We start from the raw sequence: 25196 nt of genomic DNA, 5'->3' as shown, positions 1-25196 counted from the left end.
GGTTCAGACGGTTTCGGATTTGCCCTCGGTCAGAATCAGTTCCACGGCCAACAGCGCGGCGCAGGCCAGTCCCGCGACCAGCTCGGGCACCGCGGTGTAGGTACCACCGAGCACGACGACTATCGCGACCGAGAACGGCACGAGGGTGCGTACCGAGGAGTCGTGTAGTCGAATGTGGATGAACCACAAGGCGGCAAGGATGACCGCGACCGGAACGGTGACGGCAGCACCCGTCACCAACGCGCTGCCGTCACCGTGATGAGTCCAGAAGTCGACGCGCGAGGCCAACCCCGCACCGATGGCGGCAGCGGCGGCGAAGATGAAGTAGTGACCGAACCCCCAGACGAAGGGTGAGACGTTGTCACCGCCGATCACTTCGCCTGCATTGCGTTGGAAGTACAACCACCACAGGCTGAAGACAATCAGAATGCCGCCGATCACGACGTAGGTGACCTGCGCTGCCGGATGCTCACCGTCGACCGCGTCCTGGATCGCGATGGTGGTCGAAAGGATCGTCTCGCCCAGAACGATGATGAAGAACAACGAGTACCGCTCCGCGATGTGATGCGGGTGCCACGGCGTCATGCCCGGCTTCTCCGACCAGATCGGTACCGCGAATTCGCACAGAACCAACACCAGGAACGTCGGGACGTAAACGGCGGACGGCACGAAGTAGAAACCGATCCAACCGATCTGGACCAACACGATTCCGAGAGCGTATCGACGCGCCGTGAGCGCATGTTCGGGGTCGTTCCGCGAGACCCTGAGCCATTGGATGACCAGGGCTATTCGCATGATGACGTAGCCGACGATGATCAGCAGGGCGTCGTCGTTGAAGAAGCGGACGATGCCGGCTGCAAGGACCAGCGATCCGAGGATCTGGAATATGGTCAGCAGCCGGGCGATTCCGTCGTCGTTGTCGTACGCCGAGGTGAACCACGTGAAATTCAGCCACGTCCACCAGATCGCGAAAAACGCCATCGCGAAGTGCCCGACGCCCGAAGCCGCGTGCCCTTCGCTGATCGCGTGGTGCAGGCCGGTGGCCGCTTGAGCGACCGCCACGACGAAGCAGAGGTCGGTGAGCAGTTCGAGCGGCGTCGCCACCCGGTGCGGCTCGTGCGGGTCCCGCGGAACCAACGGCCTGATGAACGAACTGGTGCGATTCACGAAGGGCAGAGTAGCGCGATGATTGCCGGCGCGCTGCCCGTGACTGGAACCTGTCGTCTCAGATATTCACGCCGACGCCCCGATCTGGGCTCGGATCTCCAACTGATCGGCGAGTTCGGCGCCTATCGCCCCCGCGCTCCCCAAAGTGAAGGCGATCTGCCGTCCCCACAGGAAATAGCGGTGAATCGGATAGTCGACATCCGCGCCGATTCCGCCGTGCATGTGCTGGGTCGCGTGCACCACGCGCAAACCGCCGCGCGACGCCCACCATTTGGCGACCAGCGCCGTTGCTTCCGCTTCACTCTCGACTCCGCTGTCCATCAGCCAGGCAGCGCGGTGGGTGGTCAATCTTGTGCTCTCGGTGTCGAGGTACGCGTCGGCGGCCCGGACGGCAACTGCCTGGTTGGTCGAGAGTGGACGTCCGAATTGCACTCGCTCGGAGGTGTATTTCGCCGTCATCGCCAGCGCTTCCTCGCAGACGCCGGTAGCCAGGGCCGCCAGAGCGACCCGCGCACGTCGTAACGTCCAGTCTCGAACCACCGCGCCGTCCGCGGGAAGTGCGTCAGCTGCAGTAACCGCAACCCCGTCGAACTGCACAGCGCTGTTGCTCTCGCGGTTCGTCACCGCAAGCGGTGTACGCACCAGCGCGTCCCGGTCCGTCGGCACGATCATCACGGTGACACTGCCGTCCGGCATCGTCACCGGAACCACCAGTGCGGCAGCGAACTCGGCGGCCGGTACGGAGTCGACGTGGCCCGACAGAACCCAGCCGTCAGGAGCCGGCTCGGCGCGAACTGCCGTCTCGGCGTTGTAGCCGGTGTCGAAGGCGCCGGTGACGATCACCGAGCCGTCGAGCAGTCCCGGAAGCCACGACGCTTTCTGCTCCGTACTGCCGAACTCGGCAATCGGCAGCGCTGCCGTCGAAATCACCGACCAGAGCGGCACCTGGGCGACCCGGCGGCCTTGTTGTTCGAGCACCGCTGCCAGGCCTAGCATTCCGAGTCCCGCTCCCCCGACTTCCTCTGGCAGAGGAATTCCCAGAACGTCGGAGTCGGCGAGGAGCTTCCACAGTTCGGCGTCGAAACCGCCGGCGCCCTCCACTTCCCGCAGGCGGTCCACTCCGGACTTCGCCGAGAAGATCGATTCACTCAGATCCCGCACGGCGGACAAGTTGTCGTCGAATTCGAATTCCATGTCAGCTCTTTTCGTTCTGTGCAGCGGGCCGGCGACGCGCAGCAAGCGCCATGCCCAGACATTTTGCGGCGACGATTTCACGCATCACTTCGTTGGTACCACCGCCGAAGGTGTTGTTCTGGGCGCGTCGACCCAGGTTCTCGACTCGCCCTTCCAATACCGCTCCGGGTGTGCCGGGGCGCAGTAAGCCCTTGGCGCCCAGCACTTCCTGCAGCATGCCGTACGCACTGACGACAGCTTCGGTACCGAAGATCTTGGCCGCGGCCGAATCCCCGCCGCCCAAGGTGTTGGCGGCGACGTCCGCCACCAGTCGTAGGTTCATCAGGTCGGCAGCACTGAGCAGCGCGTAGACTTCCGCCAATTTCTCACGTACCCAGCCGATGTCGTAGACGTGGCCGTCACCGGCGGGTTCGGTCTTTGCCCATTCGACCACCTCGGCAAAGAGCTCGTTGGCTATACCACCGCGTGCCGCCAGGGCAACACGTTCGTGGTTGAGCTGGTTGGTGATGAGCTTCCACCCTTGATTGAGCTCACCGACGACATTGGTGATCGGCACCCGAACATCTTCGTAATAGGTTGCCGAAGTGCTGATTCCGCCCACGGTATGAATTTCGGTGACCGAGAACCCCGGCGAGCTGGTCGGTACCAGGACCACGGAAATGCCCTGATGCGTAGGCGCGTCGGGATCGGTGCGAACGGCAAGCCAGACCCAGTCGGCAAACACACCGGCGCTGGTGAAGATCTTGTTGCCGTTGATGACAAGCTCGTCACCCTCGATGCGGGCGCGTGTTTCGAGGGCCGCGAGATCGGTGCCCGCATTGGGTTCGGTGTAGCCGATGGCAAAGATCAACTCGCCCGCCAGGATCGGACGTAGGAAGAAGTCCTTCTGAGCTTGCGTCCCGTGCTTGATCAGAGCGGGTCCGACGGTGTTCAGCGTGACCAGCGACAGCGGCGCATTGGCGCGAATCACTTCGTCGTAGAACACGTACAGAGCTTCGGGGTTCTCACCCCGACCGCCGAATTCCTCCGGCCACCCCAAGCCCAACCAACCGTCTTTACCCATTCGGCGCAGAATGCGATCGAAGACGGGGCCGCCTTCGGTCTGATCCACGAGAGCACGGCGGTCTTCGTCGTTGATGATCTCCGCGAAGTACGCCCGCAATTCCTTGCGCAGAGTCTTCGACTCCTCCGACAAATCCAAGTACATGGTGAAACTCCTAAGATCTACGAACGCGGCAGGCCGAGTACGCGCTGCGCGATGACGTTGAGTTGAATTTCGACGGTTCCGCCGCCGAACAGAATCGAGGGAAGTCCGATGTGGTCTATCGCGTAATTCGCCGACGGGTCGACAACGGCGGCACGAGGTCCGAGCAGTCGCAACAGATCCCGCGAGCCCTCACGCTGCGCCAGGGCGTTGTACACCTTCGACACGCTGATCTCGGAGCCCGGTTCCTGACCCGCCAGTCGCGCCGACACCCCGCGTAGATTCATCGCGGACAGTGCCAACTCACGAGAGATACTGCGGCCGAGGCCTTCCACTGCGTCTTCGCGAGGGCAGTCGTGGCTCGCGTCGGCAATAACCTGACGGAACAGCCGACTCGAACCGTGGTGCAGCGTGCTGCCCATACTCAGGCGTTCGTTGGACAGCGTTGTCGCAGCAAGCTTCCACCCTTGCCCCGGCTCCGCCACCAGGCAGTCGTCCGGGACGAAGACGTCGTCGAGGAATACCTCGTTGAACTCCGACTTACCGGTGGCTTGTTTCAGCGGACGTACGTCGATGCCTTTCGAGGTCATGTCGACCAGGAAGTACGACAGCCCACGATGTTTCGGAGCGTCGGCGTCGGAACGCGCCAGGCATACTCCCCAATCGGCCTCGTGCGCGCCCGAGTTCCACACTTTCTGACCCGACAGGACCCAGCCACCGTCGACCTTGCGCGCTTTCGTGCTCAGACCGGCCAGGTCTGATCCCGCGCCCGGCTCACTGAACAGCTGGCACCAGATGATGTCGGCGCGCAGCGAAGGCTCGACGAACCTGTCCTGCTGCTCGGCGTTGCCGTGTTCGAGAATCGTGGGCAGCACCCATTCCCCGATCACCGTGGACGGTTGAGCCCAACCTCGCATCGCGAATTCGTGTGCGATGACGGCCTGTTCTCTCGGTCCTGCTCCCAGCCCGTACGGCGCCCGATAGTGTGGGGCTACCAGTTTGGCGTCGGCAAATCGGGCGCGTCGAGCACTCCCCTTGGCCGGCGCCCAACTGGCGCTGGTGGTTCCGTCGTCGGGCAGCAGCGCAACCTCGTCCAGAACCCTGCGAACCTGCTCTCGTAGTTCCGGCAGCATGTCCGGGTCGACAAAGGAGAAATCCCGTTCCGAATCGGCGGACCGGTCTCCCAACGTGTGTGCCCACTTCACCTCGGATCCCGCCACCGCAGCGATACTGATTGCCCGGCGCCAGTACAGATGCGCGTCATGCTCCCAGGTAAATCCGATTCCGCCGAGCAACGTGACACATTCGAGGGCGTTCTCGATGCCGACGGGCAAAGCGGCCAACGCAGCTTGAGCCGAGACAAGTCTGTGCTGATCCTCGTCGTGCTCTTCGGACCGAGCGGCGTCCCACGCTGCGGCACAGGCAATCTCGGAGCGGACCAGCATCATGGCCGCCTTGTGCTGAACTGCCTGGAAGCTTCCGACCGGACGGCCGAACTGCTGCCGGGACTTCACGTAGTCGACCGCGGTGCGTAGCGCCCACCCGGCGATACCGCTCGCCTCCGCAGCCAACACCGTGTTGACGATCAGTTCGACTCGGTGCGCCTGGAGACCCTCGACGATCAGCCCAGCGTCGACCTTGTGATCGGTCAACGTCAGCGTCCCGATCGAGCGTGTCAGATCCACTCCGTCTTCGACCTCCACCGCAGCGGAAGACGACTGCTCGAGCCGGAACCACAACTCGCCGTCTTCGCTGTTCGCTTGCACGAGAACGACATCGGCTCCAGGTAGACCTAGAGCCGGGTCGGCAGAACCGCTCACGGTCCACCCTGCATCGCTGCGAGCCGCGCGCAATCCCACGCCGGTGCAGACTGCTCCGGTTGCACCGGCAGCCAATTCGATCAGCATTGATTCCGCAGCCGGGCCGGCAGCTGTTGCGAGGATCCCACTGGCGATGACCGTCGGAACGTACGGTCCCGGGTAAAGCGCATCACCCAATTGCTCGACTACCACCGCCAGTTCGGCAAGACCTGCCCCGTCACCGCCGTACTGCTCCGGCAGGTGCACTGCGTGCAGTCCCTGACGGACCAATCCATCCCACGAGTCCGGCCGATCACCGGCGGCGTACCGCTTGACGTTGCTGCGCGTGTCGGCGATTCCACCGAAGCGGTTCGCGAATGCGGCTACCGCTTCCGCCAGGTCACGGTGATCTTCGAGCAGGGGCAGTGCCATGGCAGGTTCCTCAATCTTCGGTTCTTGTCAGATGCGTTCGAGAATCAGGCAGGTGGTTGCGGCGGACGCGCAGATCGCGATCAGTGCGATGGACTTGTCCCGGCGCTCCAGTTCGTCGATGACATTGGCCAACAGTCTGATTCCGGTTGCACCGGCCGGATGGCCCAGTGCGATTGCACCACCGTTGACGTTCAGCAATTCGGGATCGACGCCGTGAACCTGCGCGAACGACATCGGTACCGAAGCAAATGCCTCGTTGACCTCGAACAGGTCGATGTCGTCGATCGTCAGACCGGTGCGGCCGAGCACGATGTTTGCCGCGTCCACGGGACCGTCGAGCATGAACTCGATGTCTCCGCCGATGACGCACTGCGCCAATATCTTTGCCCGCGGCCGCACGCCGAGCATCCTGGCTCGATCCTCGGACATCAGTAGAGCGGCACTCGCACCGTCCGAGACCTGCGAAGACGTTCCAGCGGTGTGCAATCCGCCCTCTTGAACGGTCCGCAGTTTCGCGAGTCCTTCGAGACTCGATTCGCGCAGACCCTGATCCCGATGGACCGGAGCGTCAGAGCCCGGAGCGACCACATCGATGATGTGCGAGTCGAAGCGTCCTGCCTCCCATGCTGCTGCGGCTCGCTGCTGCGAGCGCAGCCCGAAGGAGTCGAGATCCTCGCGGCTGAAACCGCGCTTGACAGCAATCCGATCGGCCGCGGTGTACTGATCGACGGTATCGAGTGACCACGACTCCGGACGTGGTGTTCCGAGGCCGGTACCCACCTTGTACGTCAACGGAGCGCGGGACATCAGTTCCACACCGCACGCCACACCCACGTCGACTGCACCGATGGCAATCTGCCCGGCAATCAACTGCACCGATTGCTGCGCGGTTCCGCACTGCGCGTCGATCGTGGTGCAGCCCGCTTTCAACGGAAGGCCCGCATGCATCCAGGACGTACGCACGATGTTTCCGAACTGCTCACCGAGAGGCGTCACACAGCCGCCGATGACCTGGTCGACCGCGCCAGGATCCACGCCCACCCGATCCAGCACGCCTTTCTGCGCATAACCCAACAGTTCCGCCGCGTGGACTCCGGACAGACAACCCTCACGCTTGCCGAACGGCGTTCGTGCTGCGTCCACGATGACGGGCTTCATGCCAACTCCTCGGTTCGTAATGCCGGGTTCTCCGGTAATGCCGTTCCGTCCAGACCACGCACGGTAAGGGACCACTCGTCGATCAGGTCCAAGCTGACGCTCGAGCGCGCGGTGAACTCGGTGTCGCAATCACACAGCGCTGTGACCGCTTCCACCATTTCTTCCATAGATTCGACCTGATCCGGCCGGATAGTCTCACCGACCAGGACCCTGGCGCCCTCACTGAGCACCGCTGCCCGCGGTTGAACCGTGTTGACGCGAACCCCCTGGCCGTAAAGCTCCACGCCCATGCCGTTGCTCATCCTGTTGAGCGCTGCTTTGGAGGCGCCGTACACGGTCATGGCAGTTCCCGGTTCGACCCACGTGAACGGCGGGCCATGCCACGGTTTGACGGTGCCACTGGACACGTTCACGATCCAGCCATGTCCGTTTGCCACCATCCCCGGCACCACGGCTTGCATCAGATCGAGCGGTGCATGGACATTTGCCTCGAACATCAACCGTCGCCGCCGCAGTGGGTAATCCGAGAGCGGCTGATAGATCGCCGCTGCCGCGTTGTTCACCAGGATGTCTATAGTCCCGCCAAGCTTCTCGATCGCCAGCGGCACAACGGTGTCGCGCTGCTGCTCGTCCGTCAGATCTGCGACAACTATCTCGACTTTGGTTCCGTACTTGGCAATTCGAGCCGCAGTCTCTTCGAGACTGCCCGGCAGGGTTGCGTGTGCACCGAGCGTCCGAGCCACGAGAGCGACGTCGGCACCTTCCGCTGCCAGTCGCTCCGCGACGCCCGCACCGATTCCGCGACTGGAACCGGTGACAAGCGCTCGGCGGCCGTCAAAGCGCCTCGTCATGCTATTTGAACTTCGCGGCGAAGCGATTGATGCTCTCCGCAATCCGAGCAACTTCGTCGTCACGCAAACCGTGGCTCATGCCGAGTGTCATGCCGCGGGCAAAAACTGCGTCCGCTTCCGGCAAACCTTCGGCCGGCTGGCGAAATTCGATGTTGTTCATCATGGGGTGACGAGTGACGTTGCCGCTCCACACGGTTCGGGTGTCGATGCCGTCGGCCTCGATGGCTTCCTGCAGGTCGCTGCGCGTGAAGGGGGCGTTCTCGTTGATCATCACCGGGTAACACAGCCACGCCGTGTCGAGACCGTCGAGTTCTACCGGCGTCGTGAAGAATTCAGGGTGGGCGCCGTATGCCGCCGAGAAGGCCGCAAATGTTGCCTTACGCGTCTTGTAGTTCTGTTCCAGCTTGTCGAGCTGCACGACGCCGTAAGCTGCGCCGAGTTCGGAGGGCTCGAAGTTCCACGACATGAGCTCGAAGATGAAGTCGTTGTCGTAGTCGACGCCGTCGAGTTCTTCACGGAAGACTCGGCCGGACTTGGTACTGCCGAACAGGTTCGGCTCGCTACGACGGCCCCAGCGGCGAAGCAGCAAAGCCTTGTCACGGCTGGCTTCGTCGTCGACGCACACCATTCCACCGGTTCCCGCGCACGTGATGATGTGTGCCATCGAGAAACTGGTGACGACGATGTCCGCCCGAGACCCGGTGGGAGTACCGCGGAGCGTGGCGCCGATCGCGTCACACGAATCCTCGATCACCTTGAGTCCATGGCGATCAGCGATATCACGGATGACGTCCCAGTCTGGGCAGTTGCCGGCCAGGTTCGGCATCAGGATGGCACCGGTCTTCGCGGTGACCATGGCTTCGATCTTGGTGACGTCGACGTTGAACGTGTTGGGTTCCACGTCCACGAACACCGGCACCAGACCGGCACGCACGATCGGTGCGATGTCGGTGGAGAACGTCAACGGCGACGTGATGATCTCACTGCCGGCAGGCAGTCCGAGCAGCTCGACTGCCAAGTACAAACCCGAGGATCCCGAGTTGCACATGACGCCGAACTTCTTGCCGGCCAAGGCCGCGATACGTTCTTCCATCTCGAAGACGTTCTTGCCGATGCGCAATCCTTGATGCCCGCTGCGCAAGACGTCGACAACAGCCTGTATTTCTTCCTCGCCGTGGGTGGCCCTGGCGTAGGTGATCCGCTCGCTCATCTTGTTCCTGCTTTCTCGAATAGGCGGCAGATTCAGCGATCTGCCGAGATGACGAGCGCACTGTGCGGGACGGGAGAGCCGCCGGTCACGAGCACGTTGTCCAGAGTTTTGGTCGGTTGATTGGTGGAGGTGCCGCGGATCAGGCGAACACCTTCGGCAATACCGTTGACGCCGTGGATGTATCCCTCACCGAGTTGACCGCCGTGGGTGTTGATCGGCAGGCGACCGTCCAGCTCGAGATTGCCGTCGGCGATGAAGTCTTTTGCCTCGCCCCGACCGCAGAATCCGTACTCCTCGAGTTGAAGCAGAACCATCGGAGTGAAGGCGTCGTAGAGAATTGCGGCATCGATGTCGTCCGGCCCGATACCGGCCTGGTCCCACAGTTGGCGCGCCACGAGTTCGACTTCCGGCATGCTGTCGATGTCGTCGCGGTAGTAGCTGCTCATCGAAATCTGTTGCGGACCTACACCTTGCGCAGCGCCACTGATGACCGCAGGTTTGTGCGGCAGGTCGCGGGCGCGCTCCGCACTGACGATGACCAGCGCCTGTCCGCCGTCACTTTCCTGGCAGCAGTCGAGCAGGCGGATGGGGTCAGCGATCATGCGTGAGTTCTGATGGTCCTCGATAGTGATCGGGCGTTCGTAGAACCAGGCCTTGGGGTTGTTCGCCGCATGCTTGCGTGAGAGGACCGAGACCTGGCCGAAGTCGGCGCTTGTTGCCCCGTACTTGTGCATGTACAGCTTGGCGAGGAAGGCTTCCTGCTGCGCCGGGGTCAGAAGCCCGTACGGGTTGATCCAGTTCCGATACTCCTGGTCCGTCGACGCGTTGTACGCAAAAGGTGGCGGCCCGGCGCCGAATCGGTGACCGGATCTTTCGTTGAAGGCGCGGTAGACGACCACAACGTCGGCAACTCCGCTGGAGACGGCAAGCGCTGCTTGTTGAACCGGTGCGCAGGCACCGCCGCCGCCGTGTGGAATTCGACTGAAGAACGTCAGTTCCGGGATCCCGAGGGCGCGTGCGACCGCAATCTCGGGATTGTTCTCCATGGTGAACAGCGCAAATCCGTTCACCTCTTCTGCCTCGATGTGAGCGTCGTCGAGTGCGGCGATCACGGATTCGCACGCCAACTGCCATTCGCTGCGGCCGGAGTTCTTGGAGAACTCGGTTGCGCCGATTCCGGCGATGGCTGCTTGCCTCGAAAATCCTCGTGTCATGCGATTACCCTTTCCACCGGTTCGAGAGTCACGTCGGCCGTCACGTGTGTTCCGCGGGCGTTTTTCCCGAGAACCGTCACGGTGAGCGCCCGGCCGTCTGTGGCGGTGACCTTGCCGGTGAATGTCATGGTGTCTCCGGGGAAGTTCGGAACACCAAGCCGTAGTGATGTTTTGACGATCCGTGATGCCGGGCCGGACCAGTCGGTGATGTAGCGGTCGATGAGCCCGTTGGTGGTGTTGATGCTCATGAAGATGTCGGGAGTTCCGCGATCCTGGGCCTTGCCCGGATCGTGATGCACGTCCTCGAAATCCTGAGAAGAGATCGCGGTGGCGACGATCAGCGTTCGATCCAACGGCAATTCGAGGCTCGGGAGGACCGAACCCACTTCGCAGTCAATCAGTTTCGTCATTGCACCGAACCCCGTCGCCTCAGTTGCGGCAGCATCTCGCCGTGAGCGTGCTCGGAGAAGGTCACTTCGAGTTCCATGCCGAAGTCGAGTTCCTCGTGATCGATCCCCGCGATGTCGGCAACCAGACGCGTGCCTTCTTCGAGATCGACGAGTCCGACGGCGAGTGGGTACTCGAAAGCAGGATCCTTCGGGTGATGGATGACCGTGAAGCTGTGCAACGTGCATCGCCGCGTGGATTCGACTGTGTCCCAACTGAACGAGCGGCATTCCGGGCAGGCGGGCGCTGGCGGGTGGCGCAGAGTCTTGCAATCCGCACACCGTTGGATCTCGAGGCGACCCTCTTTGGCCGCGGAGAAGAAGAAATCGTTGTCGTCGGTGACGGTGAGTCTCGGCACCGCGGTGTGGCGGGAGCCAGTCTCGCTCATGCGATTACCTCCTGGGCTTCGGGCTTGGTATCTGTCTGGGCATCTGGTTTGAATCTGAGCAGTCGAAAGCGCTCTTCGACCAGCGTCTTTCCGTCCTGGTCCACGTACTTCTTGAACAGAGTGATGAAGCACCCGTGACCGAGAGCCGTCTGTTTGAACGGCGAGATCGCTTCGATGGTGAAATGCGCGGTGACGTGGTCACCGGGGCTCAGCTCCGCGAAATACTCCTGCTCGACGTTGGTCGCGACAACGGAGGTGTATCCGGCCTCGTCCAACAGCGCCAGCAGTCGTGAATAGGCGAAGTCCTCGGAGACTCCGTCGGCACGAAGTTGCTGGACCTGCCTATAACGTCGGTAACCCGCCATCACCCAGGTCGAGATCATGGCGGGCGGACAGACGACGTCTCGACGACCGGTACTGCGGGCGGCCTCGGCGTCGACGTAGATCGAGTTGCGGTCGTCGTGCGCCTCGACCCAGTTGCGGATCATCGCCTCGTTGACGGCGTAGCGGGCGACGCGGGGTGGTTCGGCCTCTGCGCCGATGAAATTCGGAAACTGCGTCTGCAGGCTCTGCACTGAAATCCTCCGTGAACGAAAGTTGAGCAAGCGCTTGATTTTGAAGCTAGCATAGGAATCCGGAAGTGGAAACACGCGATCTCACCGACGAATTGGTTCGAGCCGGAGCTATCAGGCAGGATTGCGCTACGTTCGACGGCAGCCCGGCACCCCCGAAACCCTGCCCTGAGCAGGACCGACAACCAGTGGAGATTTCAGTGGCATCACCAGATCGTCGGGAGAAGATCCTGGAGAGCTCAGCCGAGCTGTTTGCCAGGAAGGGTGTCGCCACCACGACCGTTCGCGAGATCGGCGACGCCGCCGGTGTGTTCTCGGGCAGCCTCTACCACTACTTCAAGTCGAAGAATGCGATAGTTGCCGAGCTCATGCGCGGCTTCATCACCGACATTCAGCTCCGCTTCGATCAGGTGGAGAAGACGGCAAACGACCCCGAGGAAGTCCTGCGCGGCTTGATCCGCGAGACGCTGGTCGTCATCGAACTACACCCGCACCCGACGGCGATCTACCAGAACGATCGGGCTTATCTTCGCGACAACGATCTCCTGCAATCCGTCGACGGGCCTTCCCGCCAAGTCCGCGAGCATTGGATGAAAGCGATTGCCGAAGGCGTCGATCAGGGAATCTTCCGCAAAGACGTGGCACCGGAAATTTTCTATCGATCGGTACGAGACACCTTGTGGTCGACAACGCATTGGCCGGATCGCCAGAAGTACACCACCGACGAGTTCGCGGATCTGATGATCACGCTCTTCCTCTCGGGATTCAGGGTCGCCTGACCAGATCCGGCAAATCCAGATGTTTCGGGGTTCGTCCCTGCGGCAACAGGATCGACACCGCGAACACGACCACCGCGCAGCCCGCGCACACCAGGTAGGCGACGGAGAATCCGGTCCACGACGTGGAATGTTCCGAACCGCTGATCACGAATGCAGCGAGAATGGTTGCCACCGTCGCACTGCAGATCGTGCTTCCGGACGTCCGCAGAAGTGAGTTCACCCCGTTGGCAGCCGCCAGTCGCTGACGAGGTACGGCAACCAGAATCAGCAGCGAGAGCGTGCTGTACACGATGGCAGTCCCGACCGCTGTGATACCCAGTGCTGCAACCACTCCCCACAGCGGCTTACCGGCAACGGCGTGAATCCCGTACCCGCCGGCGAGGAACACGGCGCCGGTCAACATCGCGGTCCGTGAACCGAAGCGGTCGGTGATACGCACCGCAACCGGTGAGAACAGCACCATCGCGATACTCGCCGGAATCTGGCAGAGCGCTGCCGCGATGATCGACAGGCCGTACCCGGCACCCGGCCCCTTCATCCCCTGCAGCAGTTGTGTCGTGATCAGCGTGTTCCCGAAAAACGCGAACCCGACCAGCAGAGCCGCCAGATGCGGGATCAACACCGCACGTTTCACGAGAGCACGGACGTCGACCAGCGGATTGACGTTGCGCCGCTGTTGAATTACCCAGAGCGTGAACAGCACCGCCGACGCGGCCAGCATGGAGATCACCGCTCCACTGGTCCACCCCCAACTCGACCCCTGAGTGATCGGCACAAGCAGAGCAATCATCGCGGCGCTCAGACCAACCGCCCCGACGCCGTCGAATCTTCCCGACGGATTCGGCTCGGACTCTCGAATGAACAGCACCGCAGCAAGAGTCACGGACAGCCCGATGGCGGTGGTTACCCAGAACAGGACGTGCCAGTTCGAGTACTGCGCGATCATCGCGGAAAACGGTATGCCCAAAGCGGTTCCGACGCCGAGCGTCGAACTCATCATGGCCACTGCGCCGTTGACCTTGTTGCGTGGCAATTCGTCACGGAGCATGGAGATTCCGATGGGGATGACTGCCGACCCGGCCCCCTGCAACGCTCTCGCGAAGATGAGGACAGCGATGTCCGACGACAGCGCACACAACATCGAGCCGAGAGTCATCATCGAGAAAGCAACCAGAAGCATCTTCTTCTTGCCGAACATGTCGGCGAGTCGACCGAAGATGGGAGTGACGACAGCGCCGACCAGCAGCGTGACGGTCACCAGCCAGGACACGGCCGTGCGTCCAGCGCCGGTGAAGTGCGGCAACTCCGGCAGCAGTGGAACGATGACCGTCTGCAGAACAGCCTGGAACACTGCGGCGGCGACAACGATGGGGAACAGGAAGCGGGAGCGCGGCTGCGCGAGTCCCGCATCGGAGGTGGTGACTGCAGGCGTGCCCGGCGGACGGTCGAGCGTCGTCACCCCACACCGCCTGTTCTCACTAGGTAAATATCCGTTCACCTACATTAGGTGAACGGATATTTACCTAGCAAGAATTGTGACGCCGCTCACCCGTCGAGCAGCTTTTGCACCAGCGGTGCGTACAGCGCAACCACCTCGTCCTGGGTGCCGGTGGCATGGCCGGCCATCATCCGTCGGCGCATGATCGCCACTCCGACCACCATCGACATCGCCAGTTCCGCGCGCAATCTCGCGTCGGGGCCGGACAGGCGACCGGCGAGGGTGTCGATCATCTGCGTCGAATAGTTCTCGCGCAGCTTGCGGTTGCTCTCTTCACTGACGCCGCTCATGAACAACAAGCTCATGGACAGCGGCTTGTACGACTCCAACGGCTTGGTGAACAGCGAGACCATGCGCTCGCCGAGCGAGTCGTTCGGGGCATCGAAGACCGTGACCGCCGCTGCCCGGAAGTCGACCAACTCGTCGTACAACTGCTCTTTGGAACCGAAGTACTTGATGATCAGAGGCGCGCTGACGCCTGCGTCTTCGGCGATGTCCTTGAGCGTGATTTCGCGGTACGGCCGAGTCGCGAATGCTTTCCCGGCCGACGCGATGATCTGCGCACGCGTCTGCTCGGACGTACGACGCACCTGCTGACCTTGCTCCGTGCCGCTCATCAAGCGTTCCGCGACAATTCACGACGGCCGGACAATGCCCGACCCAGCGTCAACTCGTCTGCGAATTCGAGATCGCCACCCATCGGAAGACCCGAAGCCAACCGAGACACCGTCAGCCCCGGAATGTCTCGCATCATGCGAACGAGATAGGTAGCTGTCGCCTCACCCTCCGTGTTGGGGTCGGTGGCGATGATGACCTCGGACACGTCGACGCCGTCCTCCTGATTTGCGATGCGAGCCAACAACTCCCGGATACGCAACTGGTCAGGCCCGATCCCCGAGAGCGGATTGAGCGCACCGCCGAGCACGTGATAACGACCCTTGAACTCACGGGTGCGCTCGACGGCCTGAACGTCCTTCGGTTCCTCCACGACGCAGATCACCGTGCGATCGCGACGTGCGTCGGCGCATATGCGGCACTTCTCCTGATCGGAGACAGTTCCGCACACCGTGCAGAACTGAACGCCGTCACGGATGCGCTGCAATGCATTTTTCAAACGGTCGATCTCGGGAGGCTCCACGGAGAGCAGGTGAAAAGCGATGCGTTGAGCGCTCTTCGGCCCGACTCCGGGAAGCTTCCCGAGTTCGTCGATCAGATCCTGAACCGGACCTTCGTACACGCGTTCTCGTTTCTAGAAGCCGGGGAGACCGGGAAGGCCTCCGCCGAGTCCGCCGGCCAACGGGCCGAGCTTCTCAGCAGCGACTTCCTGTGCCTTACGCGAAGCGTCCTCGATCGCGCCGATCACCAGATCCTGCAGCGTCTCGACATCTTCGGGGTCGACGACCTTGGGATCGATCTGCAGACCGACAACCTCGCCGGTGCCCTTGACCGTGGCGACAACCAGTCCGCCACCGGCCTGACCGGTCACTTCGGCCTGAGCCATTTCCTGCTGCGCCGCCATCAATTGCTGCTGCATCTGCTGAGCCTGAGCCAACAGAGCAGACATGTCGGGTGCTCCACCTGGTTGCACGAGCGGTCCTTTCTACAGAGTTATCCCCACCAGCGTAGTCGGTGCGCGCTACCGTGAGCGGGTGCGCCGGAACCAGTCAGACACCGTAAAACCGTCAAGAGGGTCAAACATGGCATCTCGTGTGTTCCGCTCCACTGCCCTGATCGCCGTGGTCGGGGCCGGGCTTCTGAGCGCTGCGTGCACGATTCCGACCGAGACTGCCGAGGCCACGACTTCGGTCGAGGTGTCTCCGCTGAGCACTGTCGCCGCTGACGTCCCCGCTGCGCTCACCGGCAAGGTCGTCTTCCTCGATCCCGGGCACAGCGGGGCGAACGACGACAGCATCAACACCCAGGTCCCCACGGGCCGCGGCGGCACCAAGAACTGCCAGACCACCGGCACCAACACCGATGCCGGGTTCCCCGAGCACACCTTCAACTGGGAAGTCGCGAGCCTGGTCAAGAGCGAACTCGAAGGCCAAGGCGCCACAGTGGTCCTGAGTCGACCGGACGACATCAGCGTCGGATCTTGCGTCGACGCACGCGCCGAAGCTGCCAATTCCTCCGGCGCCGACGTAGTGGTGAGCATTCACGCGGACGGCGCAGCAGCCGCAGCCGAGGGCTTCCACGTCTGCTACTCCGCGCCCCCGCTGAACGCGGTGCAGGCAGGCCCGTCCGTCACCTTTGCCGAAACCATGCGCGACTCACTCGTCACAGCCGGACTCACCCCGTCGACCTACATCGGTGACGACGGGCTGGCACCACGCGCCGATCTGACGGGACTCAATCTGTCGCAGCGGCCGTCGATTCTGGTCGAACTCGGCAACATGCGAAATGCCGACGAGGCAGCGCGCATGACGAGCCCGGACGGTCAGCAGGAATATGCGTCCGCCGTCACCAGCGGAGTCACGGCCTTCCTCACAACCCCCTGACCTGTCTTCTGTGGAGAAATTCCACTTGTCCACAGGTATGTCGGCACCGCCGAAGTAGCCCGCTCACCTGGATACGGTTCTGCCATGGGGCCGATACTTCAGGTAGATTTCGCTGCTCTGCAGCAACTTTCGGCTGATCTGTCTCGAATCGCGGATCAGATCTCGGGGATCGATTCCGCCGGCCCGATTTTCGAAGCCGCGGCGGCCCTGAACTCGTCCGCTGTCGCGGCTGTGTCGACTGGGAATGCCGGCGTCATCGCCGACGCGTACCGGTACCTGGCTACGCAATTGGGACTCATGGCGTCGGGAACCGCTGCCGCAGCACGTCTGTACGACGCTGCCGAGGGCGAAGTGGTGTCCGAACTGCGCGGAGCCTACTGATGCAGCCCACCGTCTCTCAGCTTCGAACATGGTCACCGGAGAAATTGCGCACAAGCGCTTCGGAATTGATCGACATCGACCGGCAGATCGAAGTCCTCGGCAATGACGCCGGACGCAGCATCGACGCCGTCCGCGAATTCTGGCAGGGACAAGCGTCGAGCGCGGCGGCAGTGCAGTGGTCTGGTATCTCGCTTTCCTCGTCGCGGCTGTCGATTGCAGTTCGCGTAGTTGCGGATCTGTATGGCGGAGCGGCCAATACGATCGGTGCGGCGCGAAAATCAGTTCTGGACCTGGTCGAGGAGGCGACTCTCGAACACGGCTTGACGGTGTCAGACAGTGGAGCGGTATCGGCACCTGAGACGAAGCAGCCATGGAATCTGGCCGACGCCATGCAAGATTCCGAAAACGCCACGGCTGCACAGGTTTTTCAGCAGAAGATCTCCACTGCATTGACGGCACTCGACGACGAAGACAACCGGGCCGCGACTGCTCTGCGTGCGGCATTCCGAGAGATCGGATCACACCTTGGCAATCAGCCTGATCGCCTCGACCGCACTGTCGTCGACATCCTCGACGGGAGGTCGACACTCCCCGGGACACCAACGGAGCTACACCGACTCTGGGAATCGCTCACGCCCAACGAGAAAGACGCGTTGGCGAGGTGGGATCCGTCCATCGGTAGCCGCGACGGCCTTCCCGCTCTCGACCGGGACTACTACAACCGGCGGTACCTCTCTGCGCTCGAGCAGTTGCCGGATCGAACGGTCGCTGCCGGATACACGGCCGTGCGCGGCGAACTTCGACCGGACACGTTCCTTCTCTCGGTCACGGATGGGCATGCCGTCGTGGCAGTCGGTAATCCCGATGCCGCCGGCAACGTCGCAACACTGGTTCCCGGAACCGGCTCCGGGCTGTCGGGCGTCGGCGGAGACCTGCAACGAACCAAGGCCATGTACGACGCGTCCGTAAGGGCAGCACCGACGGAAGCCACATCAGTGATCCTGTGGTCCGGATACGACGCTCCCCCAGGCATTCCCGACGCAGCCTCGGATCGGTACGCCACCTCCGCAGCGCCGAGGCTCGACAGCTTCCAGGACGGGTTACGAACCTCGCATGACGGTCCGCCTTCGCACAACGTGGTGATCGGTCATTCCTACGGCAGCACCGTCATCGGTGCTGCGACTACCCGTGGCGCTTCCCTCGACGTCGACGAACTGGTTTTTGTCGCAAGCCCCGGCGTCGATGCCGAGCGCGTGAACGAACTGAGCCTGGACGGCGTCGACTCGGCCGAGATGGCTCGCCATGTTCATTCGACGACGGCCTTCTGGGATCCGGTCCAATTGATCCCCACGATCCTCGGAGTCCACGGGTTCGACCCGTCGGATCCGGAATTCGGCGCGCAGGTATTCACCGGATCTCCCGGGGAGCCTGGGTTCGGAGTTCACAGCGATTACTGGGAAAGCGGAAACCCCGCACTCACCGAATTCGGACGGATCATTACCGGCCCATGAAAGAAGGCGCCGTCCCGGTGAAGGTACGACGCCATCTCGGTGATGCAGGATCGGTTAGACGAGTTCGCGCTTGAGGTTGTCCAGGACCTGGGCCTGGATGCGCTGCAGACCCTTCGGAGCGAACGTGCGCTCGAAGAAGCCGCCGATACCGGTGGCACCCTGCCACTGGGTGAGCGTCGTCACCGTCGTTCCGGTGCCGTTGGGGGCAACGGTCCAGGTGGTGACGAGGCTGGAGTTCGCGTCCTTCTCGGTGATGACGTTGCCGTCGACCGTCACTGTCGCCTTGACGTTGCGCGAGCGCTTTTCCGTCGCCTTGAGCGTCCACTGCGCGACGGTTCCGTCACCCTGGCCACCTTCGACGACCTTGTAGTCGAGGTACTGCTCGGACAGGATTCGCGGGCGAACCGTCTCGTAGTCCGAGAGCGCCGCGAGCACCTTGTCGGGTGCTGCTGTGACGACTGTCGAACTCATTGCATTGACCTGACCCATATGCCCTACGTCTCCTTGCTCGACCAACGCGGCTCGATACCGCGAATGACTACCCGAATCCGCACCTCGAACTGCGCAGATATTCCTTTCCATACTGCCTGCTGCGCCCGGGTATCTCGACCATCTACCCATTCCGTGTGAGCTGGTTCACCACTCGGAGCATTTACCGAGTTCGATTGCAACAACTCGATCAAATTCGGGCATTAATACCCCTCCGGATAGCTTGCACACGCAACTACCGATAGCGTCAGGGTGTGACTCTCTCGTTCAATGGGGTAGTTCAGAAGTTAGATCGAATCCGGACAAAGCAAGGCCCGGGTTCCGATGCTGCGCGTGAAATGGGGTTCGAGCAGCACAGAGAAGGCGTCGAACGCCTACTCGCGTCATACCGCGCCATTCCCGCCGATGCTTCTGTACGCCTGGCAAAGAAGACATCCAATCTGTTCCGCGCTCGCGCCAAGACGTCGGCCCCCGGCCTCGACGTCAGCGGTCTGGCAGGTGTCATCGCCGTCGATGCGCAGGCGCGCACAGCCGACGTCGCCGGCATGTGCACGTACGAGGACCTCGTCGACGCGACGCTGCCCTACGGGCTGGCGCCCCTGGTCGTGCCTCAACTCAAGACCATCACCCTGGGCGGTGCGGTGACCGGCCTGGGCATCGAGTCCACCTCGTTCCGCAACGGCCTGCCGCACGAGTCGGTACTCGAAATCGACGTACTGACCGGAAGCGGCGAGATCATCACCGCAACACCGGACGGCGAACACGCCGAACTGTTCTTCGGTTTCCCCAATTCCTACGGCACCCTTGGCTATTCGACGCGATTGAAGATCGCACTCGAACCCGTCAAGAAGTACGTCGCCTTGCGCCACGTGCGCTTCGATTCGTTGAAGAAACTCGAAGAAACGATGGATCGCATCGTCACCGAGCGCGAGTACGACGGGATCGCCGTCGACTATCTCGACGGGGTGGTCTTCACCGATTCCGAGAGCTACCTCACACTCGGCGCGCAAACCGACGAGGAAGGCCCGGTCAGCGATTACACCGACCAGGACATCTTCTACCGGTCGATCCAGCATTCGTCACTCACCCAGCCCAAGACGGATCGCTTGACCATTCGCGACTACCTGTGGCGCTGGGACACCGACTGGTTCTGGTGCTCACGAGCTTTCGGTGCACAGAACCCGAAGATCCGGCGCTTCTGGCCCAAGCAGTACCTGCGCAGCAGCTTCTACTGGAAGCTGATCGCCCTCGACCACAAGTACGACATCGGAGATCGCCTCGAAAAGCGCAAGGGCAAGCCCCCGCGCGAACGCGTCGTCCAGGACGTCGAGGTACCCATCGAACGAACCGCGGACTTCGTCTCGTGGTTCCTCGAGGAAATCCCGATCGAACCACTGTGGTTGTGCCCGTTGCGTCTTCGCGAGCCAAGCCCTGCCGCCGCTTCTGCATCACGGCCGTGGCCCCTCTACCCCCTCGAACCCAAGCGCACCTACGTCAACATCGGCTTCTGGTCTTCGGTGCCGATCGTTCCCGGTGAGCGCGAGGGGGCAGCAAATCGACTGATCGAAGAAAAGGTCAGCGATTTCGACGGACACAAATCGCTCTACTCCGACTCCTACTACTCGAAGGAAGACTTCGAGGAGCTGTACTACGGCGGCGACCGGTACATCGGACTCAAGGAACGCTACGACCCGAAATCCCGTTTATTGGATCTATTCTCTAAGGCGGTGCAACGTAAATGACCACGTTCAAAGACTCCAAAAGCCAGGACAAGCTCTCTATTGCCGAGATTCTCGAGACGCTTTCCGACGGCATGCTGCCGCTTCGATTCACCGCGTACGACGGCAGCACCGCCGGCCCCGAAGATGCCGACTACGGACTGCACCTCAAGTCGACTCGCGGAACCACTTATCTCGCAACAGCTCCCGGCGACCTCGGCATGGCCCGCGCGTACGTCTCCGGCGATCTCGAAGCCGAGGGTGTCCACCCCGGTGATCCGTACGAGATCCTGCGCATCATGGGTGACGAACTCCACCTCAAGCGCCCGTCCGCACTGACGCTCGCCAGCATCACGCGCTCCCTGGGCTGGGATCTGTTGCGGCCCATCGCCCCGCCGCCCCAGGAACATCTCCCTCGCTGGCGTCGCGTCGCAGAAGGACTGCGTCACTCCAAGACTCGTGACGCCGAAGTCATCCATCACCACTACGACGTCTCCAACACCTTCTACGAGTACGTCCTCGGCCCGTCCATGACGTACACCTGTGCCGCTTACGACAATGCGGAACAGACGCTCGAAGAAGCCCAGGAGAACAAGTACCGCCTGGTGTTCGAGAAGCTCGGACTCCAGAAGGGTGATCGACTTCTCGACATCGGCTGCGGCTGGGGCTCGATGGTCCGCTACGCGGCCAGGCGCGGCGTCAAGGTGATCGGCGTGACTCTCTCTCGCGAGCAAGCGGATTGGGCACAGAAGGCCATCGAGGACGAGGGCCTCGCCGATCTCGCCCAGGTCCGTTTCTCCGACTACCGCGGCGTGGCCGAGACCGGATTCGACGCAGTGTCCTCCATCGGCCTGACCGAGCACATCGGCGTCGGAAACTACCCGGCGTACTTCGAGTTCCTCAAGGGCAAGCTGCGTGAGGGTGGGCGTCTGCTCAACCACTGCATCACCCGTCCGGACAACCGAAGCAGCGCCAAGGCAGGCGGATTCATCGACCGGTACGTCTTCCCCGACGGGGAGCTCACCGGTTCGGGTCGCATCATCTCCGAGATCCAGAACGTCGGCCTCGAGGTGCGTCACGAAGAGAACCTTCGCGAGCATTACGCACTGACGCTCGCCGGATGGTGCCAGAATCTCGTCGACAACTGGGACGCCTGCGTCGCCGAGGTCGGCGAAGGAACCGCCCGCGTCTGGGGCCTGTACATGGCCGGCTCACGACTCGGGTTCGAGCGCAATGTCGTTCAGCTGCACCAGGTTCTGGCCGTGAAGCTCGGCCCCAAGGGTGAGGCGCATGTGCCGCTTCGCCCGTGGTGGAAGGCCTAGGGGCAAAGCCCCCGTGCGCCTTTTTGGTAGTCGGCACTACCAAAAAGGCGCACAGGTGCCGCAGGCACCCGACTGCGTCCTCACCCAGCCTCCGCGCCGCAAGACCGTCTCCACCTCGTGCGCAACCTGGCACGGGGTCTTCATCACCTCGTCGAATCCGTAGACCAACCGCGGACGACCTGCCAGCTCTGCCGCATTGTCACGGCGGCGATCACGGAATGCCACCTCGGCCATGGAATGCGCCCACCGACCGTCGAGACGCACGATCAGCGGCACACCGAATTCGCTGTAGTCGCAATCCTCGTACAACGTGCGACCGTCGACGCGAACCGGTGACTGGCGTCTGGCCGACGGCAACCCGTGCGCCTGCTCCACGTCGACCGCATAGTGGTATTCGAGCGTTGACTGCACCCCGTCTGCCAGGAGGCGTACCGCATCGGAAAGCGCACCCTTGAATCGATGTGGTGTTCGTTCGTCAATCCGACGACGCACATCGTTCAACGGAATTCGCGCATTTGTCACTGTGGTGATGAGTGAAACGTAGGCGCTTCGCGCTGTGGATTCGGCGGTCGCAAGATCAATCGCGGTATCCGCCCGCGACGTTCGAGGTATGACTGACGGCACGCCGATGTATCGGTGGGCTCGGGATCGGTGGACGACTACCCCGGGGTGAACCACGCCACCCACTCTGACGAGTGCACCCGACGTTCGCGCTGGAACTCGGCGGATTGTCGCGGACTGACAGCGAGCGGACTTGCCGTAGGGCACGGTGACATGGACTGGCTTGTCTGCGTCGATGCGACGCATTCCCCATTCCTCAGCTGCAGTGTCGTGGCTCAGAATCGCTTGCGGGCCACCATAAAGCCAAGCGGCGTTCAAGATCATTTCTCTGGTGAGCGGGCCAGCGGTCACTGCATACACGCCTTGTAGAACGCGCTGCCATTCGCCGCGGTCCAGAAAGTTCCGCAGCATCCCTCGGTTGTATCCGAATGACGAGAGTTGCTGTTGCCGTACCAGACCGGATTGCGCATCGAGAATCCGGAGAAACTCGCTTCCACCATGAGACGTAGTCATGGCACCAAGCGTCAGGCCGAACTCCGACAGGACTGACGTGAAATTCGCTGTCGGAGTTCGTCTGTGGATAACTCACAAGCTGGGGATAAACCCCTGTGCGCCTTTTTGGTAGCCGTAACTACCAAAAAGGCGCACGGGGGCTATGCCCCTAGCGAAGCCGGCGGGGTGAACCGCGGGCCGTACTGCGCAGCGAGTTCCTTTGCACGAGCGACGAAGCCAGCCGTGCCGCCCTCGTAACCGACGATGAACTGGTGAACGCCACCGGTCCAGGCCGGGAATCCGATACCCATGATGGAGCCGATGTTGGCGTCCGCCGTGGTGATCAGGACGTTCTCGTCGAAGCACTTCTGCGTCTCGATCGCCTCGATGAACAGCATGCGGTCGATGAGGTCCTGGATCGGGGCGTCGGAGGTTCCGGAGTTGAAGTTCTCGCGGAGTCCGGACCACAGGCCGGTGCGCTTGCCCTCGGCGTAATCGTAGAAGCCGGCTCCACCGAGCTTGCCCTTACGATCGAACTTCTCGACGAGGGTGTTGATGACCTCGCCGGCCGGATCTGCCGGCAGTTCCTTGCCTTCGGCCTTGGCGGCGTCGGCAGATTCCTTGCGGATCTTCTGCATGAGGGTGAGGTTGAGCTCATCCGAAAGCTGAAGCGGCGCAGCCGGGTAACCGGCCTGCATACCGGCCTGCTCGATGGTGGCAGGCTCGACGCCCTCGGCGAGCATGCCGATGGCCTCGTTGATGAAGGTGCCGATGACACGCGAGGTGAAGAAGCCACGCGAGTCGTTGACCACGATCGGCGTCTTGCGGATCGCCTGGACGTAGTCGAACACGCGAGCCAGAGTCTCGTCGGAGGTCTTCTCACCGCGGATGATCTCCACCAGCGGCATCTTGTCGACGGGCGAGAAGAAGTGGATGCCGATGAAGTCTTCCTGACGCTTCACGCCGGTGGCGAGACCCGTGATGGGCAGCGTCGAGGTGTTCGAGCCCAGCAGTGCCTTGGGATCGACGATGTCCTCGATCTCCTGGAACACCTTGTGCTTGAGTTCCTGGCTCTCGAAAACTGCTTCGATGACGAAGTCGACGCCGGCGAAATCTGCCGGGTCAGCCGTCGGGGTGATCTTGGCGAGGAGTGCGTCGGACTTCTCCTGCGTGGTCTTGCCGCGCGAGAGCGCCTTGGCCTCAATGCCTTCGGAGTACGCCTTGCCCTTGTTCGCAGCCTCGATGGTGACGTCCTTGAGCACGACGTCGAAGCCTGCCTTGGCGGAGACGTACGCGATGCCCGCGCCCATCATGCCCGCGCCGAGGACACCGACCTTCTTGATGGTGGACTTCTCGATGCCTGCCGGACGTGAACCGCCGCCGTTGATCGACTGCAGGTCGAAGAAGAACGCCTGGATCATGTTCTTCGCGACGCGGCCGGTCACCAGCGAGGTGAAGTAGCGAGCCTCGATGAGCAGCGCGTTGTCGATGTCGACCTGCGAACCCTCGACGGCTGCGGCCATGATGGCGCGCGGAGCCGGCATCGGAGCGCCCTTGAGCTGCTTACGCAGGTTCGCGGGGAACGCCGGAAGGTTGGCAGCGAATGCCGGAGTGGACGGAGTTCCGCCAGGGATCTTGTAGCCCTTGACATCCCACGGCTGAACGCCGCCTTCGGGGTTGGCCTTGATCCATGCCTTCGCAGCCGGAACCAGCTCCTCTACCGAGCCGACGACCTCGTCGATGAGGCCGACTTCCTTGGCCTGAACGGGTCCACGCTGCTGCCCCTGGAGCAGGACGCCCATGAGCGCGTTCTGCAGGCCGAGCATCCGCACGGTACGCACGACGCCGCCGCCGCCGGGCAGCAGGCCGAGGGTGACCTCGGGCAGGCCGATCTTGACTCCCTTGACGTCTGCCGCGATGCGGTGGTGGGTCGCGAGAGCGATCTCGAGGCCGCCGCCGAGTGCCGCGCCGTTGATGGCGGCGACGACCGGCTTGCCGAGAGTTTCGAGGCGACGCAGGTCTGCCTTGATCTCGACGCTGTGGTTGTAGATCTCCTCGGCCTGCTCGGGGCCGACCTTGATCATGTTCTTGAGGTCGCCACCGGCGAAGAAGGTCTTCTTGCCGGAAGTGATGACGGCACCGGTGATGGAGTCCTTCTCGGCGACCAGACGGTCGACGGTGGCCTTCATCGACGCGATGTACGCGTCGTTCATGGTGTTTGCGCCCTGGTTGGGATCGTTGATGGTGAGCACGACGATGCCGTCGGCGTCCTGGTCCCAGTTGATGATGTTCTGATCAGTCACTTTGCTTG

Annotated in this window: 24 protein-coding genes; 6 read left to right on the top strand and 18 right to left on the bottom strand. The window is 62.5% G+C overall.

The genetic code is table 11. The annotated features are described in order from the left end of the window. Positions 1-3: 3 nt before the first annotated feature. The 11 genes from ACBG85_RS02235 to ACBG85_RS02185 form a co-directional block, all read right to left on the bottom strand. Positions 4-1167, bottom strand: coding sequence for a low temperature requirement protein A (locus ACBG85_RS02235; RefSeq protein WP_047271595.1), 1164 nt, complete (start codon positions 1165-1167; stop codon positions 4-6). 66 nt (positions 1168-1233) lie between these two features. After that, complete coding sequence (locus ACBG85_RS02230) at positions 1234-2361, bottom strand: acyl-CoA dehydrogenase family protein (protein WP_372026047.1); 1128 nt, start codon at positions 2359-2361, stop codon at positions 1234-1236. 1 nt (position 2362) lies between these two features. Then, the gene (locus ACBG85_RS02225; RefSeq protein ID WP_047271591.1) at positions 2363-3568 is read right to left on the bottom strand and encodes an acyl-CoA dehydrogenase family protein; all 1206 of its coding nucleotides are present in this window, start codon (positions 3566-3568) and stop codon (positions 2363-2365) included. A gap of 17 nt (positions 3569-3585) precedes the next feature. Beyond that, positions 3586-5796, bottom strand: a complete 2211-nt coding sequence (locus ACBG85_RS02220) for an acyl-CoA dehydrogenase (RefSeq protein WP_372026044.1) — start codon at positions 5794-5796, stop codon at positions 3586-3588. Positions 5797-5823: 27 nt separating this feature from the next. After that, on the bottom strand, positions 5824-6954 hold the full coding sequence (locus ACBG85_RS02215; RefSeq protein WP_372026041.1) for a steroid 3-ketoacyl-CoA thiolase: 1131 nt from the start codon (positions 6952-6954) through the stop codon (positions 5824-5826). Beyond that, complete coding sequence (locus tag ACBG85_RS02210; protein WP_372026038.1) at positions 6951-7805, bottom strand: SDR family NAD(P)-dependent oxidoreductase; 855 nt, start codon at positions 7803-7805, stop codon at positions 6951-6953. Before ACBG85_RS02210 ends, ACBG85_RS02215 begins: the two co-directional genes overlap by 4 nt. 1 nt (position 7806) lies before the next feature. Then, entirely contained in the window at positions 7807-9015 is a 1209-nt protein-coding gene (locus ACBG85_RS02205; protein ID WP_075831915.1) for a DegT/DnrJ/EryC1/StrS aminotransferase family protein, read from the bottom strand. Between the two features lie 32 nt (positions 9016-9047). After that, positions 9048-10229 (bottom strand): lipid-transfer protein, encoded by a 1182-nt coding sequence (locus tag ACBG85_RS02200; RefSeq protein WP_372026035.1) that lies wholly within the window; start codon positions 10227-10229, stop codon positions 9048-9050. After that, positions 10226-10639: an acyl dehydratase gene (locus ACBG85_RS02195; RefSeq protein ID WP_030535712.1), complete on the bottom strand. Its 414-nt coding sequence runs from the start codon at positions 10637-10639 to the stop codon at positions 10226-10228. The genes ACBG85_RS02200 and ACBG85_RS02195 overlap by 4 nt, the downstream gene beginning before the upstream one ends. After that, the gene (locus ACBG85_RS02190) at positions 10636-11064 is read right to left on the bottom strand and encodes a Zn-ribbon domain-containing OB-fold protein (protein ID WP_054188605.1); all 429 of its coding nucleotides are present in this window, start codon (positions 11062-11064) and stop codon (positions 10636-10638) included. Before ACBG85_RS02190 ends, ACBG85_RS02195 begins: the two co-directional genes overlap by 4 nt. After that, complete coding sequence (locus tag ACBG85_RS02185; protein WP_054188606.1) at positions 11061-11639, bottom strand: MaoC family dehydratase N-terminal domain-containing protein; 579 nt, start codon at positions 11637-11639, stop codon at positions 11061-11063. The genes ACBG85_RS02190 and ACBG85_RS02185 overlap by 4 nt, the downstream gene beginning before the upstream one ends. 65 nt (positions 11640-11704) lie before the next feature. On the opposite strand from ACBG85_RS02185, the gene ACBG85_RS02180 reads away from it, so the two are divergent. Beyond that, on the top strand, positions 11705-12415 hold the full coding sequence (locus ACBG85_RS02180) for a TetR/AcrR family transcriptional regulator (protein ID WP_372026030.1): 711 nt from the start codon (positions 11705-11707) through the stop codon (positions 12413-12415). Here ACBG85_RS02180 and ACBG85_RS02175 read toward each other — a convergent pair. The 4 genes from ACBG85_RS02175 to ACBG85_RS02160 form a co-directional block, all read right to left on the bottom strand. After that, positions 12402-13874, bottom strand: coding sequence for an MFS transporter (locus ACBG85_RS02175; RefSeq protein ID WP_007731537.1), 1473 nt, complete (start codon positions 13872-13874; stop codon positions 12402-12404). The two genes, ACBG85_RS02180 and ACBG85_RS02175, sit on opposite strands and share 14 nt — an antisense overlap. Before the next feature lie 86 nt (positions 13875-13960). Next, positions 13961-14530, bottom strand: coding sequence for a TetR/AcrR family transcriptional regulator (locus ACBG85_RS02170; protein ID WP_042447770.1), 570 nt, complete (start codon positions 14528-14530; stop codon positions 13961-13963). Beyond that, entirely contained in the window at positions 14530-15150 is a 621-nt protein-coding gene (gene recR / locus ACBG85_RS02165) for a recombination mediator RecR (protein ID WP_003943917.1), read from the bottom strand. Before recR ends, ACBG85_RS02170 begins: the two co-directional genes overlap by 1 nt. A 12-nt stretch (positions 15151-15162) precedes the next feature. Next, positions 15163-15501, bottom strand: coding sequence for a YbaB/EbfC family nucleoid-associated protein (locus ACBG85_RS02160; RefSeq protein WP_003943929.1), 339 nt, complete (start codon positions 15499-15501; stop codon positions 15163-15165). Positions 15502-15610: 109 nt separating this feature from the next. Here ACBG85_RS02160 and ACBG85_RS02155 point away from each other — a divergent pair, with 109 nt between their 5' ends. The 3 genes from ACBG85_RS02155 (at position 15611) to ACBG85_RS02145 (ending at position 18303) form a co-directional block, all read left to right on the top strand. Further along, positions 15611-16411 carry an Rv3717 family N-acetylmuramoyl-L-alanine amidase gene (locus ACBG85_RS02155; RefSeq protein WP_058038226.1) on the top strand — a complete coding sequence of 267 codons (801 nt, stop codon included), beginning with the start codon at positions 15611-15613 and terminating at the stop codon, positions 16409-16411. Positions 16412-16495: 84 nt separating this feature from the next. Continuing rightward, positions 16496-16792, top strand: coding sequence for a hypothetical protein (locus ACBG85_RS02150; RefSeq protein ID WP_020905903.1), 297 nt, complete (start codon positions 16496-16498; stop codon positions 16790-16792). Continuing rightward, the gene (locus tag ACBG85_RS02145; RefSeq protein WP_063315207.1) at positions 16792-18303 is read left to right on the top strand and encodes an alpha/beta hydrolase; all 1512 of its coding nucleotides are present in this window, start codon (positions 16792-16794) and stop codon (positions 18301-18303) included. The genes ACBG85_RS02150 and ACBG85_RS02145 overlap by 1 nt, the downstream gene beginning before the upstream one ends. 54 nt (positions 18304-18357) lie before the next feature. On the opposite strand, the gene ACBG85_RS02140 is transcribed toward ACBG85_RS02145, so the two are convergent. Beyond that, positions 18358-18792, bottom strand: coding sequence for an SRPBCC family protein (locus ACBG85_RS02140; RefSeq protein ID WP_003943959.1), 435 nt, complete (start codon positions 18790-18792; stop codon positions 18358-18360). Between the two features lie 338 nt (positions 18793-19130). Between ACBG85_RS02140 and ACBG85_RS02135 the strand changes: the two genes are divergently transcribed. Together ACBG85_RS02135 and ACBG85_RS02130 are read left to right on the top strand one after the other, a co-directional pair. Next, the gene (locus ACBG85_RS02135) at positions 19131-20534 is read left to right on the top strand and encodes an FAD-binding oxidoreductase (RefSeq protein WP_042447764.1); all 1404 of its coding nucleotides are present in this window, start codon (positions 19131-19133) and stop codon (positions 20532-20534) included. After that, on the top strand, positions 20531-21832 hold the full coding sequence (locus ACBG85_RS02130) for a class I SAM-dependent methyltransferase (protein ID WP_372026023.1): 1302 nt from the start codon (positions 20531-20533) through the stop codon (positions 21830-21832). Before ACBG85_RS02135 ends, ACBG85_RS02130 begins: the two co-directional genes overlap by 4 nt. 36 nt (positions 21833-21868) lie before the next feature. On the opposite strand, the gene ACBG85_RS02125 is transcribed toward ACBG85_RS02130, so the two are convergent. Both ACBG85_RS02125 and ACBG85_RS02120 read right to left on the bottom strand, forming a co-directional pair. Further along, positions 21869-22906 (bottom strand): type IV toxin-antitoxin system AbiEi family antitoxin domain-containing protein, encoded by a 1038-nt coding sequence (locus tag ACBG85_RS02125; RefSeq protein ID WP_058227083.1) that lies wholly within the window; start codon positions 22904-22906, stop codon positions 21869-21871. 140 nt (positions 22907-23046) lie between these two features. Continuing rightward, the gene (locus tag ACBG85_RS02120) at positions 23047-25188 is read right to left on the bottom strand and encodes a 3-hydroxyacyl-CoA dehydrogenase NAD-binding domain-containing protein (protein ID WP_030535720.1); all 2142 of its coding nucleotides are present in this window, start codon (positions 25186-25188) and stop codon (positions 23047-23049) included. Between the last annotated feature and the right edge of the window lie 8 nt (positions 25189-25196).

Origin of the sequence: Rhodococcus sp. NyZ502, assembly GCF_041464245.1 — a bacterium.
In the GTDB taxonomy this organism is placed as follows: Bacteria; Actinomycetota; Actinomycetes; order Mycobacteriales; family Mycobacteriaceae; genus Rhodococcus_F; species Rhodococcus_F qingshengii.
Note: the sequence above shows the minus strand (reverse complement) of the source record. Positions and strands in the feature narration are given on the sequence as shown.

Bases quoted from the DNA above. Each gene is read 5' to 3' on its own strand.
- ACBG85_RS02230 (WP_372026047.1), bottom strand. From the start codon at position 2,361: ATGGAATTCGAATTCGACGACAACTTGTCCGCCGTGCGGGATCTGAGT.
- ACBG85_RS02225 (WP_047271591.1), bottom strand. From the start codon at position 3,568: ATGTACTTGGATTTGTCGGAGGAGTCGAAGACTCTGCGCAAGGAATTG.
- ACBG85_RS02220 (WP_372026044.1), bottom strand. From the start codon at position 5,796: ATGGCACTGCCCCTGCTCGAAGATCACCGTGACCTGGCGGAAGCGGTA.
- ACBG85_RS02215 (WP_372026041.1), bottom strand. From the start codon at position 6,954: ATGAAGCCCGTCATCGTGGACGCAGCACGAACGCCGTTCGGCAAGCGT.
- ACBG85_RS02210 (WP_372026038.1), bottom strand. From the start codon at position 7,805: ATGACGAGGCGCTTTGACGGCCGCCGAGCGCTTGTCACCGGTTCCAGT.
- ACBG85_RS02205 (WP_075831915.1), bottom strand. From the start codon at position 9,015: ATGAGCGAGCGGATCACCTACGCCAGGGCCACCCACGGCGAGGAAGAA.
- ACBG85_RS02200 (WP_372026035.1), bottom strand. From the start codon at position 10,229: ATGACACGAGGATTTTCGAGGCAAGCAGCCATCGCCGGAATCGGCGCA.
- ACBG85_RS02195 (WP_030535712.1), bottom strand. From the start codon at position 10,639: ATGACGAAACTGATTGACTGCGAAGTGGGTTCGGTCCTCCCGAGCCTC.
- ACBG85_RS02190 (WP_054188605.1), bottom strand. From the start codon at position 11,064: ATGAGCGAGACTGGCTCCCGCCACACCGCGGTGCCGAGACTCACCGTC.
- ACBG85_RS02170 (WP_042447770.1), bottom strand. From the start codon at position 14,530: ATGAGCGGCACGGAGCAAGGTCAGCAGGTGCGTCGTACGTCCGAGCAG.
- ACBG85_RS02155 (WP_058038226.1), top strand. From the start codon at position 15,611: ATGGCATCTCGTGTGTTCCGCTCCACTGCCCTGATCGCCGTGGTCGGG.
- ACBG85_RS02150 (WP_020905903.1), top strand. From the start codon at position 16,496: ATGGGGCCGATACTTCAGGTAGATTTCGCTGCTCTGCAGCAACTTTCG.
- ACBG85_RS02145 (WP_063315207.1), top strand. From the start codon at position 16,792: ATGCAGCCCACCGTCTCTCAGCTTCGAACATGGTCACCGGAGAAATTG.
- ACBG85_RS02140 (WP_003943959.1), bottom strand. From the start codon at position 18,792: ATGGGTCAGGTCAATGCAATGAGTTCGACAGTCGTCACAGCAGCACCC.
- ACBG85_RS02135 (WP_042447764.1), top strand. From the start codon at position 19,131: ATGGGGTTCGAGCAGCACAGAGAAGGCGTCGAACGCCTACTCGCGTCA.
- ACBG85_RS02130 (WP_372026023.1), top strand. From the start codon at position 20,531: ATGACCACGTTCAAAGACTCCAAAAGCCAGGACAAGCTCTCTATTGCC.
- ACBG85_RS02125 (WP_058227083.1), bottom strand. From the start codon at position 22,906: ATGACTACGTCTCATGGTGGAAGCGAGTTTCTCCGGATTCTCGATGCG.